This is a genomic window from Stenotrophomonas sp., from assembly GCF_032061965.1.
Lineage (GTDB): Bacteria > Pseudomonadota > Gammaproteobacteria > Xanthomonadales > Xanthomonadaceae > Stenotrophomonas.
In genome coordinates this window covers 38,377-58,310 of the sequence record NZ_DAMBEF010000004.1, presented here as the reverse complement: position 1 = coordinate 58,310, position 19,934 = coordinate 38,377, and the positions used below count along the sequence as shown (strand labels likewise).

Annotated in this window: 4 protein-coding genes; all 4 read right to left on the bottom strand. The window is 64.1% G+C overall.

Annotated features, from left to right (window positions below):
* Nucleotides 1-105 precede the first annotated feature (105 nt).
* Nucleotides 106-9,393, bottom strand: a complete 9,288-nt coding sequence (locus tag RT460_RS03185; RefSeq protein ID WP_313317118.1) for an ESPR-type extended signal peptide-containing protein — start codon at nt 9,391-9,393, stop codon at nt 106-108.
* Between the two features lie 501 nt (nt 9,394-9,894).
* On the bottom strand, nt 9,895-11,904 hold the full coding sequence (locus RT460_RS03180) for a S8 family serine peptidase (RefSeq protein ID WP_313317117.1): 2,010 nt from the start codon (nt 11,902-11,904) through the stop codon (nt 9,895-9,897).
* 93 nt (nt 11,905-11,997) lie between these two features.
* Complete coding sequence (locus RT460_RS03175; RefSeq protein WP_313317116.1) at nt 11,998-13,869, bottom strand: S8 family peptidase; 1,872 nt, start codon at nt 13,867-13,869, stop codon at nt 11,998-12,000.
* Between the two features lie 61 nt (nt 13,870-13,930).
* Entirely contained in the window at nt 13,931-19,672 is a 5,742-nt protein-coding gene (locus tag RT460_RS03170; protein ID WP_313317115.1) for an ESPR-type extended signal peptide-containing protein, read from the bottom strand.
* Nucleotides 19,673-19,934: the final 262 nt, after the last annotated feature.

Below are 19,934 nucleotides of genomic sequence, written 5' to 3'. Positions count from 1 at the left end.
GCCGTCCTGGCTCGCCTTGCTCGTGTTGCCGGGGGACCCCACGATCGCTGGCAATGAACCCGGATGCCTCCGTCGCAGCGGACGGAGGCGATTTACCGAGACGCGTTACCAGCCGAAGCCGGCACCCACACCTACCGAACTGTCATCACTGCTGAACGCACCACCGATGGTGACCGTGGCTCGGTCGCTGATCGCACGCTGGTAGCCCAGCGACAACGCCGATTCACCACTCTGGTAGCCCACACCCACGCCGACGCGGTTCTGGGTACGCACACCGGCGGCACTGGTGGCCATGTTCAGCATTGCCGCGTTCATCGCACCCTGGCGATCAATACGGCGGTCGACATTGCGCAAGCGGTTGTCCATGTCATTGCGCAGCCCGCTGAAGCTGTCGTTGAGGCTGCCGAACTTGCTGTCGGTATAGCTGTTTGCCGATGCGATGCCGCTGTCCAGCTGGCCCTTGTTGACGGCATCCGTGGCCTGGGTACCGGCCGCCACGTTGGTGATCTGCCGCTCACTGCCGACGCTGCCCACCGACACGGTATTGGCACGATCAGCAACCGAACCCTGCCCCAGCGCCACCGCCCCTTGTGCGGTCACGCTCGAACCTTGGCCGATGGCCGTACCAGACGCCGCAGTGACACTGGCACCTTCACCCACAGCGACGGCATTGGTGGCTGCCGCCGAGATGTGCGTGTTTGCCCCCACCGCCGTGCTGCCGTCGGCATCGACACGCGCATTGCTGCCCAGCGCAGTGTCGTTGGGACCGTGCGCATAGCTGTTGTTGCCGACAGCGGTGCCCTTGACGTCATTGGCCTTGGCTTGATCACCCATGGCCACGCCACCCGTGGCAGCGGTCGGCGTTACCGGCGTATCGGTCGTGGCGGCGCCGGTATTCCTGGGACCATTGCCATTGCCATTGCCATTGCCATTCCCGTTGCCGTTGCCGTTGCCGTTGCCATTGCCGTTCCCCTTGGCCAACTGGCTGTTGATCGAGGTGACCTGCTTGTCCAACGCGGAAAGTGCGGCGCCTACGTTGTTGAAGCTCTTGCCCTGTATCACGTAGGTTGGGGCAACGAACATGCCCTGCATGCCCACGCCGGCACCGCCGCCCAGGAAGCTGGCCATGTTGCCCAGCGACTGGAACAGTTGACCGCCATTGATCGCCTGCATGCTGCCGGCCGCGATGCTGCCCGCAGCCACATTGTCCAGGCGGGTGCCCGTCGCCCCCGACAAGGTCAGCGTGTCTCGGCTGGCGTCGTCATAGGTCACTGCATTGGCGGTGACACCCTCGATGCTGCCGATACGGCCATCGATGTCAGTGACGCGGGTTTCCACCGCACCCACGCGCTGGTTGGTCACGTGCAGCTGACCACCGGTGACTGCATCCGTGCTGCCTTCGGCGATGCGTCCGGCACCGACATTGACGATGCGGCGCGTGGCGGGACCATTGGTACCGTTGCCGCCACCTACCGATACCACGTTGGCTTCGACGGCTCGCGAACCCGAGCCCAAGGCCACCGAGTTTGCCCCGGATACCCCTGCACCCGAACCAATGGCCACGCTGTTCGCACCATTGCTGGCGAAGGCGCCATAACCGATAGCCACACCATTGGTCGCGGTGATCGAGGTCTGGCGGCCCAGCGCGGTGCTGTTGCTCGCACGCGCTGAGGCATCGGCGCCCACTGCCGTTGCTCCATTCGCACTTGCCGTGCTGGCTGCACCCAGTGCCGTACTACGCTCGGCACTGGCCAGTGCGCCGGCACCAGAGGCCACCGCGTTGGTTCCACTGGCGGTCGCCACGCCATCACCGCTTGCCTGGAAGTACTTGCTGGTTTCGCCGGCGGCGTCGGCCACCGCATCCAGCTGCGACTTGTTCACCGCATCCGTCGCTTCCGTACCGTCGGCAACGTTGGTGATCTGGCGGGTGTTGGCGGCGTGGGTTACGCCGTACTCGTCGGTCCAGGCCTGTGCGGCGCCCACCGACACGGTGTTGGCACGATCAGCCAACGCACCGGAGCCCAACGCGACACTACCGGCGGCGTCGGACTTGGCATTGGCGCCAATGGCCACTGCATCCGTCCCTTGCTCGTACACCGAAGCACGGAAGCCCAGCGCAACGCCGTTGTTGGCCAAGGACATCGATGCGCGCCCCAGCGCCATCGAGTTGGTGGCGTCGGCCAAGGTGCTGTTACCAATGGCAATGCCGTTGTTGCCAGTGCTCAAGGCACCCACACCCATTGCAATGGAACTGGTTCCATTGGCCCAGGTGTTCGGGCCGATCGCGATGGCATTGACCGCATCGGCCCATGAGCCCACGCCCAACGCGGTTGCATTGGCGCCGGTCGCCCATGCAGACGCGCCCAGGGCGGTTGCGCCGTCTTCCAATGCCCACGAATAGCCGCCCACGGCGGTTGCGTTATCCACCTTGGCCCAGGCGTTGCTACCCACCGCAGTGGCCCAATCACCCGCCGCACGCGACTTCATGCCGGCGGCAAACGTGTCGTTGCCGTAGGCCTGGGCACCGCTGCCAAATGCCGAGCTGCTGATACCGGTCGCCTGCGCGCCGGAGCCCACCGCCGTACCGTTCTCACCTGCCTGGGTTGCCACCAGCAACGGCGTGCCATCGGGGTTCTGCAACGCGAAGTTGTACTCGTCGTAGGCCTGGCCCATGCCGCCTACCGCGACTGCACCGTTGGCACTGGCCGTGCTGTTCTGGCCAACCGCCACGGTGTTGTCGGCGACTGCCGAGCTGCCGCTGCCGAAGGCCGATGCGCCGTTGCCGGTCGCATTGGCCGCCTCGCCTGCAGCCGTGGCATTGTCGCCGTCGGCCAACGCACCTGCGTCGCTGTCATCACTACCGGTGGCGGTGAAGTACTTGCTGGTGTTCTCCGCCACCGCAGCCACTTCATCCAGCTGGTTCTTGTTGACCGCGTCGGTCCCTTCAGTGCCAGCGGCGACATTGGTGATCTGCCGCTCGGCACCTTCATCGCCAACCGACACCACGTTGTCGCGGCTGGCGACCGAACCGGCACCCAGGGCCACCGAGTTTTCACCGCTGGCCTCACTGCCCATGCCAACAGCGGTCGTACCCTGGCCAACGGCCCATGCCCCCGCACCGACCGCAGTGGAATCGTCACCGAACGCCCAGCTGCCACTGCCAATCGCGACCGCATTGGTCGAGCCGATACCGAAGAACCCAAAGCCGGTTTCGGCACCATCACCGATCGCCAGGCTGCCTTCACCCAGCGCCGATGCGTTGCGGCCCACTGCGACGTTGCCGTCCTCGTAGGCGGCAGCGTTGAAGCCCACCGCCGTGGTACCCACGCCTTCGGCATAGCTCTGCGAGCCGGTTGCCGTGCTGTAGTCACCCAGCGCGTTGGCGACCGCGCCGTTGGCAGTGGACTGATCGCCGCGCGCCAGGGCGCCCACACCGCTAGCAGTGGCGGCAAAGCCTTCGGCATTGGCGCTGGCACCCAGGGCGGTGCCACCGACGCCGGCGCTGGTGGCACCGGTCTGCACCGGCTCGCCCCCTACCGTGATCAGCGGATCGCCGTTGGCATCCACCGCATTGCCACCCACAGCCACCGCACCCGGGCCCATGGCCTGTGCGTTCTGGCCGAAGGCCGCCGCGTTCTGGCCGCTGGCCAGCGCGTTCATGCCTACCGCGGTTGCACCGTCGGCAATCGCGTTGGCGCCGCTGCCGAAAGCAGACGCGCCGTTACCGATGGCATTGGCCGCTTCACCGGCTGCGGTGGCGTTGTCGCCTTCGGCCAAGGCACCGGCATCGCTATCGTCGCTGCCGGTCGCGGTGAAGTACTTGCTGGTGTTCTCGGCGACTGCGGCCACCTCGTCCAGCTGGTTCTTGTTGACCGCGTCGGTACCTTCGGTGCCATCGGCAACGTTGGTGATCTGCCGTTCGGCACCCACATCACCCACCGACACGGTGTTGTCGCGATCCGCCCAAGAGTTTGCGCCCAAGGCCACGCTGTTGGCCGCAGCAGCAACTGCACTCTGGCCCAAGGCGGTGGAGTTGTCCGCATCGGCCCAGCTGTTGAAACCAATCGCCGTTGCGTACTCACCCAGCGCCCACGCACCGTTGCCAAACGCGGAGGCGCCGGTGCCCGAGGCTTCGGTGCTGATCAGCCCGCCGTAGGTGGTACCACCGACCGCCGTGGCCTCATCACCCGACGCGATTGCCGATTCACCGACCGCCGTAGTGCTGGCGCCGGAGGCCGATGCGGCCAGGCCCATTGCAACGCCATAGTCACCCGAGGCTTCGGCGCCGTAGCCAACCGCCGAGGCCAGATCACCGGACGCAACGCTGTAGCTGCCCACCGCGGTGGTGCCGCGGCCGCTGGCCTCGGCGCGGAAGCCATTGGCCAGCGCCTGCTGACCGGAGGCCACTGCTTCGGCGCCCTGCGCGGTGGCAAATGCACCGGATGCGTCAGCACCTGCACCCATGGCCGTGCTGCTATCGCCGCTTGCACTGCTGGCCGAGCCAACGGCTACCGCGTTGTCGGCATCGGCCAATGCCGCATCACCGATCACCACACTGCCGTCACCGCTGGCCACGCTGTTGCTGCCCAGCGCAATTGCATTGGCACCATCGACCAGGTTGGCCATGCCGAATGCGCTGCTGTTCTCGCCATCAACCTGATTGAAGTTGCCGAAGGCCGAGCTGTTGGTGCCATTGGCGGTATTCACGTAACCAACCGCACTGGAATAGTCACCGGCCGCAACGTTGTAGCTACCTACGGCCGTGCTCTGCACGCCGCTGGCCTCCGAACCCACGCCGGCAGCGGTCGCACCCTCGCCACTGGCAACCGCGTCATCACTGCCATCGGCAGCGCCGTTGGCCTTGAAGTAGCGCCCGGCCAACAAGGCACCTTCCGCAGCGGCATTGAGCTGATCCACATTCACCGCATCGGTGCCTTCGGTACCGGCAGCGACGTTGGTGATCTGGCGATCAATGGCGGCATGCGTTACGCCCGCCGCGTCGGTCCATTCCTGGGCCGCGCCGACCGACACCGTGTTGGCGCGGTCAGCAAACGACCCCGCACCCAGTGCCACGCTGTTCTCGGCATCCTTGCTGGTCCAGGCATTGGAGCCGAGGACCACGGCGTTCTGCGCCTGCGCGTAGCTGTTGTAGCCCACGACCGTTGCGCCATCCTCGGTGGCCCAGGCTTCTGCACCCACCGCGGTGGTGTTCTTGCCCTCGGTGACGCTGTAGAAGTCCTGGCCGGCCAGCGAGTTCACGCCGACGGCCACGCCCATCTGGCCGGTGGTGGCATTGTTGCCCACCGCCACGCCACCCTCGCCTGCCCGCGTCTGCACGCCGAACGCCGAGCCGGCGATGCCGGCGATGGCGTTCTGGCCCATCGCGGTGGCAACTTCGGCAGCCTGCGCCGAGGTACCAACAGCCGTTCCGAAGAACGTTGCGTAGGCACCACTACCGACAGCAACGGCTTGCCATGCGTCAGCAGTAGCGGCAAAACCCACGGCGGTTGACTCACGCCCGGTCGCCCAGGCCGAATTGCCGATGGCGGTAGCGGCCAGGCCTGCGGCCTGTGCATCGGCACCAATCGCCGCGGCGAACAGGCCTTGGGCGCTGGCATCAGCGCCGATGGCCAGGAAAGCTCCCTGAGAGGTACTCGCATTGGTGCCGATGGCAACATTGTTCGGATTGGCGGCATTGGCATTCAAGCCCAACGCAATGCTGCCCTCGCCCGTGGCCAACGCATTGGTGCCCAACGCGGTGGCATTGTCGGCAAGTGCGTTGGCACCGCTGCCGTAGGCCGATGCGCCGTTGCCGATGGCGTTGGTTGCCTCGCCCGAGGCCGTGGCATTGTCACCCTCGGCATAGGCACCCGCGTCGCTGTCCGCACTGCCGGTGCCGGCGAAGTACTTGGTCGAGCCGGTCACTTCATCCAACTGGCCCTTGTTGACTGCATCGGTAGCTTCAGTTCCGTCAGCGACATGGGTGATCTGCCGCTCTGCACCCTCGTCGCCCACCGACACCACGTTGTCGCGACTGGCGACGGAACCGGCACCCAGGGCCACCGAGTTTTCACCGCTGGCCTCACTGCCCATGCCAACAGCGGTCGTACCCTGGCCAACGGCCCATGCCCCCGCACCGACCGCAGTGGAATCGTCACCGAACGCCCAGCTGCCACTGCCAATCGCGACCGCATTGGTCGAGCCGATACCGAAGAACCCAAAGCCGGTTTCGGCACCATCACCGATCGCCAGGCTGCCTTCACCCAGCGCCGATGCGTTGCGGCCCACTGCGACGTTGCCGTCCTCGTAGGCGGCAGCGTTGAAGCCCACCGCCGTGGTACCCACGCCTTCGGCATAGCTCTGCGAGCCGGTTGCCGTGCTGTAGTCACCCAGCGCGTTGGCGACCGCGCCGTTGGCAGTGGACTGATCGCCGCGCGCCAGGGCGCCCACACCGCTAGCAGTGGCGGCAAAGCCTTCGGCATTGGCGCTGGCACCCAGGGCGGTGCCACCGACGCCGGCGCTGGTGGCACCGGTCTGCACCGGCTCGCCCCCTACCGTGATCAGCGGATCGCCGTTGGCATCCACCGCATTGCCACCCACAGCCACCGCACCCGGGCCCATGGCCTGTGCGTTCTGGCCGAAGGCCGCCGCGTTCTGGCCGCTGGCCAGCGCGTTCATGCCTACCGCGGTTGCACCGTCGGCAATCGCGTTGGCGCCGCTGCCGAAAGCAGACGCGCCGTTACCGATGGCATTGGCCGCTTCACCGGCTGCGGTGGCGTTGTCGCCTTCGGCCAAGGCACCGGCATCGCTATCGTCGCTGCCGGTCGCGGTGAAGTACTTGCTGGTGTTCTCGGCGACTGCAGCCACCTCGTCCAGCTGGTTCTTGTTGACCGCGTCGGTACCTTTGGTGCCGTCGGCAACGTTGGTGATCTGCCGTTCGGCACCTTCAGCGCCTACCGATACCGAGTCCGCGCGATCAGCCAGGGAGCCTGCGCCCAAGGCAACGCTGTTGGCGGCTGCCGCGGTAGCGTCCGCACCCAACGCGGTGCTGTTGGCGCCACGGCTGGTGCTGTAGAAACCGACCGCCGTGCTGTTGGCACCACTGGCCCAGCTCTCGGCACCGAGTGCACTGGCGTTGTCGCCAGGTGCGTAGGCGAAGTAACCGACCGCTGTGGCTTCACTGCCGGAAGCCTCGCTCAAGGCACCCGATGCCAACGAGTAGTCGCCGGATGCAATGGCACCGGCACCGACCGCCGTGGAAACCTCGCCGCTGGCCTGGGTGTCAACGAAGAAGCCAAAACCCGGGATCAGATCCGCCGGCCCGCCAACGGCGACACTGCTGGTACCTGATGCTGCACTCTGGCTGCCGACGGAGGTGCTGTAATCACCGGTTGCGTTGGACACGGCACCAAATGCAGAGGACTGCGCGCCCTGGGCAAATGCGCCGACGCCCGCTGCCGTCGCCGCAAAGCCCTCGGCACTGGCACTGGCGCCCACTGCGGTACCGCCGACACCGGCGCTGGTGGCACCGGTGGTGACCGGCTGGCCGCCAAAGGTGATCAGTGCGTTGCCCTCTTCATCCACCGCATTGCCGCCCACCGCGACCGCAGCCGGCCCGGTTGCCTCGGCATTCTGGCCAAGCGCTGCGCTGTTCTGGCCGGTGGCCAGGGCATTCTGGCCAACGGCCGTCGCGCCGTTGGCAAGGGCATTGGCACCGTTGCCGTAAGACGAGGCGCCGTCACCGATCGCGTTGCTGGCCTCGCCTGCAGCCGTTGCTGCATCGCCTTCGGCAAGCGCGCCGGCATCACTGTCAGCACTGCCGGTTGCCTGGAAGTACTTGCTGGTGTTCTCGGCCACACTCGCTACGGCATCGAGCTGGGACTTGTTGACCGCATCGGTATCTTCCGTCCCTGCGGCAACATTGGTGATCTGCCGTTCGGCACCGGCATCACCAACCGACACGCTGTTTTCGCGATCGGCAAGCGAGTAGGCACCGATGGCGACGCTGTTCGCAGCCGCGGCGGTTGCGCTTTGTCCCAAAGCAGTGGCGTCGTCTGCATCGGCCCAGCTGTTGAAACCAATCGCCGTTGCGTACTCCGCAGTCGCCCAGGCACCGTTGCCGAACGCCGAGGCGCCGGTACCCGATGCGCGGGCAGTGATCAGCCCACCGAAGGTGGTGCCGCCCACTGCAGTGGATTCTTCGCCCGAGGCAACCGCCGAGTCGCCCACAGCGGTGGTGCTGCTGGCAGATGCCGAGGCACCAAGGCCCATCGCAACACCATAGTCGCCGCTGGCTTCAGCGCCATAGCCCACTGCCGATGACAGGTCACCCGTGGCAACGCTGTAGCTGCCCACCGCGGTACCGCCACGACCACTGGCCTCGGCGCGGAAGCCATTGGCCGTCGCCTGCTGGCCTGATGCAAGCGCTTGGCTGCCCTGCGCCGTGGCATAGGCACCCGATGCTTCGGCAGCGCTGCCGTTGGCTGTGCTGCCCACTTCACTGGCGACACTGCCCGAGCCCACCGCGGTTGAATTGTCGGCGGCGGCATAAGCGCCATCACCGATTACCACGCTGCCTTCGCCACTGGCGATGCTGTTGCTGCCCAACGCGATGGCGTTGGCACCGTCCACCAGATTGCCCGAGCCGAATGCGCTGCTGTTGTCACCATCAACCTGGTTGAAGTTGCCTACCGCCGAGCTGTTGGTGCCGTTTGCGGTGTTCACATAACCGACAGCGCTGGAGTAGTCACCGGCTGCGACGTTGTTGTTGCCAACCGCTGTGCTTTCAACACCGGTGGCCTGCGAGCCAACACCTGCTGCCATTGCACCCGCACCACTGGCAACGGCATCGTCGCTGCCATCGGCAGCGCCATTTGCCTTGAAGTAGCGACCGGCCAGCAACGCGCCATCGGCGGCGGCATTGAGCTGGTCCAGGTTTACCGCATCGGTGCCGGCAGTGCCGGCGGCCACATTGCTGATCTGGCGTTCGCCGCCCACCGAGCCCACCGAGACGGTGTTGGCGCGATCAGCTATCGAACCGGCGCCGAGCGCCACGCTGTTGTCTGCCGAGGCCACGGTGCCTGCACCAATGGCAACCGCGTTGGCGCCGGACGCATCCGCATCATTGGCAATGGCGCAGTCAACCAGCGTTGCGCTGCCCAACACCATGCATTGCGCGTTACCGCCCACTTCAACCGACTGTGCCTGCACCACGGTGGCCCAGGCACTTGCCCCCAGGCCCAACGCAATGGCAACCGACAAGGCCTGCAGGCGAACACTGGAGCTGCGACGCTCATCCATGACCACACCGGCCGAGCTGGACGATGCCAACTCCGACGCCACCACCAACTGCCCCAACGCCTTGCTCCACACCTTGCGGTAGATCCGGTTCATCGCTGCTGCTCCTCAAGTGGACGGTTTTATTCGCTTGCAGAAACGCGCCATCGCTGGACTGCGTGCCCAACGATCCCCCTGAGGTGTTGTGGTCCAGCTCCCGGTCGAACCGGGCACGCAAGGCTCACGCCTTTCGTGGTCTACCCAATCGGTTCCATACCTGTTGGGCGACTACGGGATGGACCGAGTCTTAATCGACGATTCATCGTTCGTCAAATTTTTGGCAGCGCAGCATCGATTTGAGAGGCACAGCACAAATCTCGAAACTTACTGAGATTTTCGGATAAATTTCTTTTGAAACAATCGCATAAGCGTTCCGCACGCTAGGCCCAGTCGCGTTCACTCACGCCCCAACAGCGCAAATAAAAAGCCCGCAGGCCTTGGCCTGCGGGCTTTTTTATTCTTTTCCCTTTCTGGGCGACATCCGCCGCGCGTCGGCAGCTGAATGGAGTCCGCGGTTGCACCGCAGCAGACCTGCTGCGGCGGAAATCTACCTTTTCATCATTGGCGGGCCACCACGGTCACCTCGGAATACGACCCCGACAAGGGCCCCACAAGTTTGATGAAGTAGGTCCCCGCCTTCGGTGCGGTGAAGCGGACGGTTTCGATGGTCGTCCCGGAACGGGTGGATTTTGCATCCGCCGTTGCCACGGTCGGCACCTTGCCGTAGCTGACATACATCGAGGGGTCGCCACCGCCGCCGTACGACATGAAACTGAGCACCTTCCCGGCCTGTGCTTCAAAGCTGAACAATAGTTCGCTGTTCTCACCTCCCCTCTGGCCTTTTGCTTCCACCTTGTTCGTCAATACGATCGGCACAAGTGCCGGGGTACCGCAGGTTTCCTTGGTGGGATCACACGGCTTTTCACACGTCGGCAAATCAAGGCTGCAGCTTGGGCTGGCCAACTCCAGCAAGGCCGCATCGATATTGAGAATGCCCGCCCCCATGCCCACCACTGCTCCGCCCGGAGGACCCGGAGGACCTGGAGGACCCGGCGGATCAGCCGTAGTACCCATGCCCGAACTGGACGTCTTGATCGGGGACGCTGTGCGGCTGAGAAGATTGCTCATCTGCCCGAGCGTCAAAGGTGTCGCCGCCACGCTTTGCACCATGGCGGCAGCAGCAGCTACATGAGGCGACGCCATCGAGGTACCTGCAATGCCCTCGACCAACCAGTTGCCTGCCTCTGGCTGAGCCTTCCCGCCATTGACCATCTGCCAGATATAGCCCGTCTTGTTCGCGGACTGGGTACCTTTACCCACGTCATTACCGCCGGGTGCCGACAGCGTCACCCGTGTGCCCCTGTTGGTGAAACCAGAAGGCGCGGCGCTGTCCCGGGTTGAAGCAACCAGTATCAACTTCTGGCAGGACCCCATCGTATAGGTGTTGGCGTTACTGGCGCTGTTACCCGCTGCGGCAACCACGATTGCCCCCTTGCCTACCGCAATATCAATCGCGTCCTGGAAGAAAGCAGGACATTCCGCTGGCTCGCTGCTACCAAGGCTCATGTTGATGACCTCGGCCGGGTTCAGGTTCATCGGCATGTCCGGCACCTGTCCGCCAGCAGCCCACACCAGCCCATCGGCAATATCGCTGGTCATGCCGCCGCACGATCCGAGTACACGCACGGGAAGAATCTTGGCCTTGTAGGCCAGCCCCGCCACTCCCTTGCCATTGTTGGTTTGCTGCGCGATCGTGCCCGCCACGTGGGTACCATGCCAACTGCTGTCTTCAGCTGGATGCGGTCCAAACCCCAGCGACATGCAGTAATCCTTCTCAACCCAACTGCCGGGATCAAAGCCGCCGGGCACTCGCCGGTCACTATCGCGCCGGGACACCCGCTTGTCGGTGATCATGTCGTAGCCAACAAGTACGTTGGCTTGCAGATCCGGGTTGCCTTCCGCTACGCCGGTGTCGATAACGGCTACAACCACACCTTCACCCTGTGAACGGCCCCAGGCCTCAGAAGCGTGCACGCCGCTCGCCGTGCTGAGGAAGTTCCATTGATACTTGCCGTAGTCCGGGTCATTGGGCACCACGGCGGCCCGGCCGCTGACCATCGGCCTCATCCATCGATCAATCTCCACGCGCTCCACCGCCGGATTGGCCTTGAGCTCGCGCATGAAGGCCTCGGACTGCGCGGAGTTCAAATTGCGCGATGCCTGGATCACCCCCCAGCCGGGCATGCTCATCCTTCGCGCCAGGGCTGCCGTCGCCGCAGGCTGTGCCGCCGATGTGGCTGTCGCGGGAACTGCTCGTGACAGCCCTGCGCGCGAGGCAGCCTGGTAGATCCCCTTGTTGGCGACTGCCGCATCTCTTTGCTCCGCAGTACCTACACGGTACTTCACTACAAAGCGCGCATTGCCGATACCCGGAGCCGCCGCCGCAGAAGCGATTTTGGGCTGGCCGGTTGCTGCTGCCAAACAGGGAGCGACCGAAAACGTTCCCAACAAGGCCACCGAAATAGCGGCTGAAAGAGCAGCTCTCTTTTTCACTGTGTTTCTCTCCATGGGTTGTCCGAGGGCATGCGCAGCAGCGCATGCCCGGGACGAGAAATGAAAATCCGGATGAGTAGAAGACGGGCCGCCGTTGGCGGCTCGCAATTACTGGCGTGCCACGACGCTGACGTTGGTGAAGGCTGTTACACCGCGCACCTTGATGAAGTAGGTCCCTGACTTGGCCACCGGGAAGCGAAGCGTTTCGGTCGTGCCAGGCGCCGTGGAGCGGGCCTCCGCGGCGTCGACACCGGGTTCGCGGTTGAAACTGGCATAGAGCGAGATATCACCCTTGCCACCGTAGGTCATGATCGTCAGAACCGATCCGGCCTTTGCCTCAAAGCGATAGAGCCGTTCCTGCCCCGCAGCGCCAGATACCGCTGTCGAAACCTTGTTGTTCAAAGTTGTCGCAACAAGACCACAATTGGGGTAGCAAGGCGGATTGATGACCTTGCTCAACGCCTCCTCCACGTTGAGGATGCCAGCGCCTATGGTTCTACCACCGACGATAGGCAAGGCCAGCGGGCTAGCGGTCTGTTGCAGCAGGTCGCGCAGCTGCGAGAAGGTCAGCGGCTGCTTGGCAACGCTCTGTACCATTGCCACCGCAGCAGCGACATGTGGCGATGCCATGGACGTCCCGCTGTAACCCGCAACCGGCCAGCTACCTGGTAACGGGCCGCGCTCGCCACCATTGATCATTTGCCAGATCCCTCTGACGCGATCAGGAAGCGGCCAGCCAGTAGCGTTCCCACCCGGGGCGGAGATATCAATCCTGGGCCCATAGTTTGAATAGATCGCCTTGCCGCCCAGTTCGTCGGTTGCACCAACGGCGATTACCCCGTTGCAAGATGCGGGCGAATACGCGGACACGCGGTCATCCAAGTTACCCGCGGCCACTACAATGATCGTGCCAAGGCGATTGATCTGATCAATGGCCTCCTGCATGAAAGAAGGACAGCTACCGCGGCCCCCGAGGCTCATGTTGATGACGTCGGCTGGATTGGGATTCTTGGGCAATCCTGGCACCTCCCCCCCGGCTGCCCACAACGCACCCTCGAGGATATCGATCTCACTGCCACCACACGAACCCAGCACACGAATGGGCAACACCTTTGCCTTGTACGCAAGGCCGGCGAGCCCTGTCCCGTTATTGGTCTCCTGCGCGATTGTCCCGGCCACGTGCGTACCGTGCCATGAGCTCGGCTTGGCAACAGGGCGCCCCTCGGTGATGCCATCCAGGCAATAGTCCTTCTCCTCCCAGCTTCCCACGTCCCAGCCACCGGCAACGCGGCCGTCCGTCGAACGGCGTGAGAAGTAGTGACTACTGATCATGTCATAGCCAGGCAACACGTTCCCTTTCAGGTCCGGATGATCCTGGACTATGCCGGTATCCACCACGGCAACCACCACACCTTCGCCTTGCGAGTACGCCCACGCCTGTGGTGCATGCACCCCGCTCGCGGGATCGGAGAAGTTCCATTGGTACCGTGCATAGTCAGGGTCGGTCGGCTGGACCGGCGCGGCGCTTCGGGCTTCCACGGCGGCTGTCAGAATCCTTTCTTCTTCGACATACTCAACGGCGGGGTTTGCCTTCATCTCGCGAGTGAAGGCTGCCAACTCCTGCGCGTTGATGGGGGCCGAGGTCGACACCAGCGTCCATCCTGGCACTGCGCTTCGACGCAACACTGTCGCACTGACTGCCGGACGTCCTGGTGCAGACGCGGTCGCTGCCACCGGCCTGCTGATACCCGAGCGCAAGGCAGCGGCTGCAATCCCGCGGTTTACGGCAGAGACATCACGCAACTCCACGCTGCCCGCACGGTACTTGATGCGCAGCCGCTTGACGAAGGGTGACTTCGACGCTGACGACGCTACCGCCTGCTCATTCACGCGAGGCTGCATTGCCCGTCCCTCCAGCGCGTATAGCGTGAACAACAGGCCAGCAGATACAAGCGCGGATTTCGCTAGTTTCACACTCATGGTAATTCTCCAGATTTTTTATAGTGCATGCGTCAGGTACGGATTCTTGAAGAACTCCGGGTTACCAACCGAAGCCCGCGCCTATGCCGACGGAACTGTCATCGCTGCTGAAAGCGCCGCCGATGGTCACCGTGGCCCGATCACTGATTGCCCGCTGATACCCCACCGACAGTGCGGACTCACCGCCCTGGAATCCGACGCCTACGCCAAGCCTGTTTTCCGTGCGCACGCCGGCCGCGCTGGTTGCCATGTTCAGCATGGCGCTACCCATCGCACCCTGACGATCAATACGGCGATCGACATTGCGCAAGCGTCGATCAACGTCATTGCGTAACAGCTCGAAGCTGTCATTCAAGCCAGCGAACTTGCCGTCGGTATAGCTATTGGCAGTCGCAAGCCCGCGATCCAGTTGGGCCTTGTTCACTGCATCGGTCGCAGCGGTGCCCTCAGCGACATTCACCAGCTGACGCTCTTTCCCTGCGCGGCCCACGGAGACGCTATTCTTGCGGTCCGCGACCGATCCCTGGCCCAGGGCAACTGCGCCCTCGGCAGTGACGCTGGCACCTTGTCCGAGCGCGGTACCATCCGCTGCAGACACGGTTGCCGCCTGACCCACCGCTGTTCCGGCATTGGCGCTGACCGATGTGCCTTCGCCAATGGCTACAGCGTTCTTTGCGTCGGCCGTGATCAGGGAGTTCGTACCCACCGCGGTTCCGCCATCGGAAAGCACGCGGGAACGGTTACCCACCGCGGTGTCATTGTCGCCACTGGCCACCGCTTCGTGGCCAATGCCAGTACCGGTAACATCAGGTGCGGTGGCTTCATCGCCAAGCGTTACGCCCCCGCCTTTACCACCAACCTCGATGCCTTCCTCCAACTGCGTGGTGATGACCGAAATCTGGGTATCCAAGGCCTTCAGCGCATCACCCACGTTGCGGTAGCTTGCACCCTGTACGACGTAAGTCGGCGCTATGAACGTACCCTGCAGCCCGAGCGCCGCACCGCCACCAAGCATGCTGGCGAGCGAGCCCAGCGAGCTGTAGAGCTGGCCCCCGTTGATAGCCTGCAGGCTACCACTGGCAATATCACCGGCAGCGAGGTTTCCGATCCTGGTCCCGCCATCGCCGCTCAACGTGGCGGTGGCATGACTATCGTCGTCATAGGTAATGGCACGTGCGCTTACACCTTCAACGTCGCCAATACGGCTATCGATCGCGTCCACCCGGTCTTCAACCACAGTGACACGCTCATTGGTGGCGTGTAGCTGCCCGCCATTGACCGCGTCAGTGCTACCAGCCGCGAGCCGCCCTTCACCCACATTGACAATGCGGCGCGTCGCCGGCCCACCGATGCCATCACCGCTACCGATGGATACGACATCGTCGTCCACCGCACGTGATCCCGCGCCCAGCGCTACCGCGTTGCGACCAGATACGAAACCGTTGCCACCCAGCGCGACGGCGTTGTCGGCCTGCACCACGACATTGGCACCCAATCCACTGCTTGCCATCCCGGAAACGCTGCCATAGGCGCCCACCACGATGCTGTTCTCGCCCACCACCCGGCTCAACTGGCCAGTCGCGGAACTTCCAGTGCCTTCCGCCATGGCGCCCACACCTGCAGCCATGGCGCCATCGCCGACCGCCTCGGCATCATCGCTGCCATCGGCCACTCCATTTGCAACGAAGTAGTGCTGATCGGTTGCCGCGCCCACAGCCGCCGCCACTGCGTCGAGCTGGGCCTTGTTGACGGCATCGGTAGCCGCCGATCCCGCAGCAACATTGGTGATCTGACGTTCCGCACCAATGCTGCCTATCGATACGCTGTTGTCGCGGTCGGCAATTGCTCCCTGGCCCAAGGCGACACTTCCGGCAGCCATCGCCATCGCATCGGCGCCCAGGGCGACCGTGCCATCAAGCAACGCAGTGGTACGAACACCCAGAGCGAGTGCGCCGATCCCTATCGCGTTGGCTGCCTCACCCGAGGCAACGGCACCAGCGCCTTCGGCGTAGGCGCCCGCCGCACTTTCGGCATCACCCTTTGCCTTGAAGTAGGTTGCCGCATTCGCGCTGGCGCTGGCCACTTCATCCAGCTGTTCCTTGTTGACGGCATCCGTACCTTCAGTACCCGCCGCAACGTTTACGATCTGTCGCTCTTGATCGACCGAACCCACCGAGACGCTGTAGTCACGCGTCGCCACCGACTTTTCACCCAAGGCGACACTGCTATCACCCGTCACCCAGGTGCTGGCGCCAATTCCGATGCTCTTTCGACCGTAAACGATTGAATTCGTGCCAAAAGCCATGCTGGACTCGGTTATCGCCTGCGCCCACGTTCCCAACGCAATCGAATAGGTACCTTTCGAATTGGCTGCAGTCCCCAATGCTACCGAGGCCCTGCCCGATGCCATTGTCGCTACGGGCTGATTGTCGACCCACATCAGAGCCCCTATGGCGATCGATGATTCGCCGCCTGCCCCCGCGTCTGTGCCGATCGCGATACCATCGCGAGCGCTTGCCGAAGTCTTGGTTCCAAGGGCGATGGCGTTTTCGAACAATGAGCTGGCAGATGCACCCAAGGCGATGGAGTTGGATCCACCGGCCGCCGAACCACCCCCCATGGCCATCGCCCCCGCGCCCGAAGCTTGTGCGCCGCTCATTATTGCCAGGCTGCCCAACCCCGACGAAGTCGCGTTCGCCCCCAGCGCCATCCCGCCATCCGCCAGGACGGTCGCGCCATTTCCCAGCGCCGTGGTGCGCTTGCCAAACGCACTGGCGGCTTCTCCTATCGCAATGGCCGCATCACCTTCGGCATAGGCGCCGGCATCACTCTCGGTGCTTCCATTTACCTGCACGTAGCGACTACCACCGACCCCAGCCAAAGCATCATCCAGCTGTGCTTTGTTCACTGCGTCGGTCGCTTCCGTGCCTGCAGCAACATTGGTGATCTGCCGCTCGGCACCCACATCACCCACGGACACCGAGTTCTCGCGCTCGGCCAGCGAATTGGCCCCCAGCGCAACACTGTTGATCGCGAGCGCGGCGGCGTGCTGTCCAATCGCCGTTGCCGACTCGGCATCGGCCCAGCTACTGAATCCGATCGACGTGCTGTACGCACCGGTAGCCCAGGCTCCGTTGCCAAATGCGGCGGCTCCATCGGCTTCCGCCAATGTGTAGATCTGGCCATTGGCCACCCCACCCACCGCGACCGACTCGGCACCGAATGCGGAAGCCATCTGACCAATCGCAGCTGCGGACCGACCTTCAGCGACAGCCTCATTGCCCATGGCCAAACTACCTTCAGCCTTGGCGTTCGCCATGTAGCCGAAGGCCAGTGCACGATCAGCAGATGCCACTGCAAAACCGCCAAGCGCGGTGGACAGTTCGCCGCCCGCTTCCGCCATTACGCCGACGGCAACGGACTGCATTGCGGAAGCCTTGGCCAAGGTTCCCAACGCGGTAGCATAGTCAGCGGTCGCTTCCGCATCCCAACCCAGCGCACTGGCGCTGTTGTTGGTCGCCAGCGCGTCATGACCAATTGCGATGGAGTCCTCCCCCGTCGCCGAAGCAGTATGACCCAGGGCAAGGCTGCTGATTCCCGAAGCCGTACTGCTGCTACCCACTGCCGTCGCACTGGGCCCATCCACGAAGTTTGCGAAGCCAAATGCGCTGGCATCGTCCCCGTCGACCTGATTGAAGTTGCCCACCGCGGAGCTATTGGTGCCCGTAGCGGAATTCACATAGCCGACCGCCGTCGTGTAGTCACCGCGGGCCTCGTTGGAATTACCAATGGCGGTGCTCTCCACGCCTATCGCCTGCGCACCCACACCGGCGGCCATCGATCCAGCACCACTGGCGATTGCATCATCACTGCCATCGCCCAGGCCGTCGGCCACGAAGTAGCGATTGGCCTCGGCCGCTGCTGCATTGAGCTGATCCAGGTTGACGGCGTCGGTGCCTGCGGTAGCCGCCGCCACATGGGTGATCTGGCGCTCCTTGCCCACATCGCCCACCGACACGCTCAATGCACGATCGGTGACCGCGTTCGCGCCCAGCGCAACACTGTCCGCGTGCAGCGCCCGCGTGTTGGCGCCCACACTGACGGTGTTGTCCGCCTGGGCCTGGGCCTGCAAGCCCAGCGCCGTATTCCCAGCGGTTGCGCTCTTCGCGCCGGTACCTATCGCGATGCTGTCTACGCCATTGGCCTGGGCATTGTCGCCGGCGGCCAAGGCACGCTCCACCGTTGCCTGTGCTGCATTGCCCAGCGCCAGACTGCCCGCGCCCGTGGCCATCGAGCTGCTACCCAGCGCCGTGGCGTTGGCACCCTCCACCGCGTTGGATGCACCGAATGCGCTGGCGTTGGCACCGTCCACGGAATTTGATGCGCCGAAAGTGCTTGCGTTCTCACCATCGACCTGGTTGAAGTAGCCCGCCGCCGAACTGTTTGCACCCAGCGCGGTGTTCACATAACCAAGCGCGGTGGAATAGTCGCCGTCCGCCTGATTGGCGCTACCAACGGCGGTGCTCTCCACGCCTATCGCCTGCGCGCCCACACCGGCAGCCATCGATCCAGCACCACTGGCGATTGCATCATCACTGCCATCGCCCAGGCCGTCGGCCACGAAGTAGCGATTGGCCTCGGCCGCTGCTGCATTGAGCTGATCCAGGTTGACGGCGTCGGTGCCTGCGGTAGCCGCCGCCACATGGGTGATCTGGCGCTCCTTGCCCACATCGCCCACCGACACGCTCAATGCACGATCGGTGACCGCGTTCGCGCCCAGCGCAACACTGTCCGCGTGCAGCGCCCGCGTGTTGGCGCCCACACTGACGGTGTTGTCCGCCTGGGCCTGGGCCTGCAAGCCCAGCGCCGTATTCCCAGCGGTTGCGCTCTTCGCGCCGGTACCTATCGCGATGCTGTCTACGCCATTGGCCTGGGCATTGTCGCCGGCGGCCAAGGCACGCTCGACCGTTGCCTGTGCTGCATTGCCCAGCGCCAGACTGCCCGCGCCCGTGGCCACCGAGCTGCTACCCAGCGCCGTGGCGTTGGCACCCTCTACGGCGTTGGATGCACCGAATGCGCTGGCGTTGGCGCCATCCACTGCGTTGGATGCACCCAATGCGCTGGCGCTGGCGCCGGCCACCGCGTTGGAAGACCCAAATGCGCTCGCGCTGTCGCCATCGACCTGATTGACGCTACCCACGGCCGAGCTGCTGGTACCCAGCGTCGTACTCATGTAGCCAATCGCAGTCGAGTAGTCGCCGTTCGCTTCGTTATTGCTACCGACAGCTGTGCTCTCGATACCAACTGCATACGACTTCACACCCGCTGCCATCGACCCCGCACCACTGGCAATTGCATCATCACTGCCATCGGCCAGGCCATTGGCGATGAAGTAGCCCACACCTGCGGCCCTGGCAATCAACGCATCCGATTGCGCCGCACTCACTGCCTTCGCGGCAACTGCCCAACGTTGCGGGAGTGGTTGCCCCAGGACAGCTGCATCGCTTGACGCAACGGTACGATCGCCAATCGCCACATCACTATCAGCAGCAGTACAACCACCAAGCTCGGCGCCACCCAGAACACATCGGCTATCGCCGTCGACAGAGAGTGACCTCGCTTGCGCAGACACGCTATCGGAAGCCACTCCCAGCGCCAACGTGATCGCCAGGGCCAACAGGTGCACGCTGGCCTGTGTGCGCTTGCCGGCGCTGATCGATGTGCCCTGCGATGACGCCAGCTCCGATGCGACCACCAATTGCCCCAGCGCCTTGCTCCACACCTTGCGATAAATCCGATTCATCGAAAACGGCTCCCGAAATGATTGTTTACCTGCGCGTAGGCGCGGCCATACCGCCGCGCGCAATGCGCTCAGTTCCTGTTTTTCTGCTGGATGCTTGCTCCCCGATCCCGGTGGGAACGGCAGGTTCACTTCTGCCGCGGACGCCTGATTCCCCGTTTGGTAACGCTGGGCGTCTACAAGGTGTGCGGAGTTTTGGAGAATGGTTTCATCTGCGTCAAATTCGTAACTGTCCCTTTTGAAGCAGGGAAACAGGCACGAAACC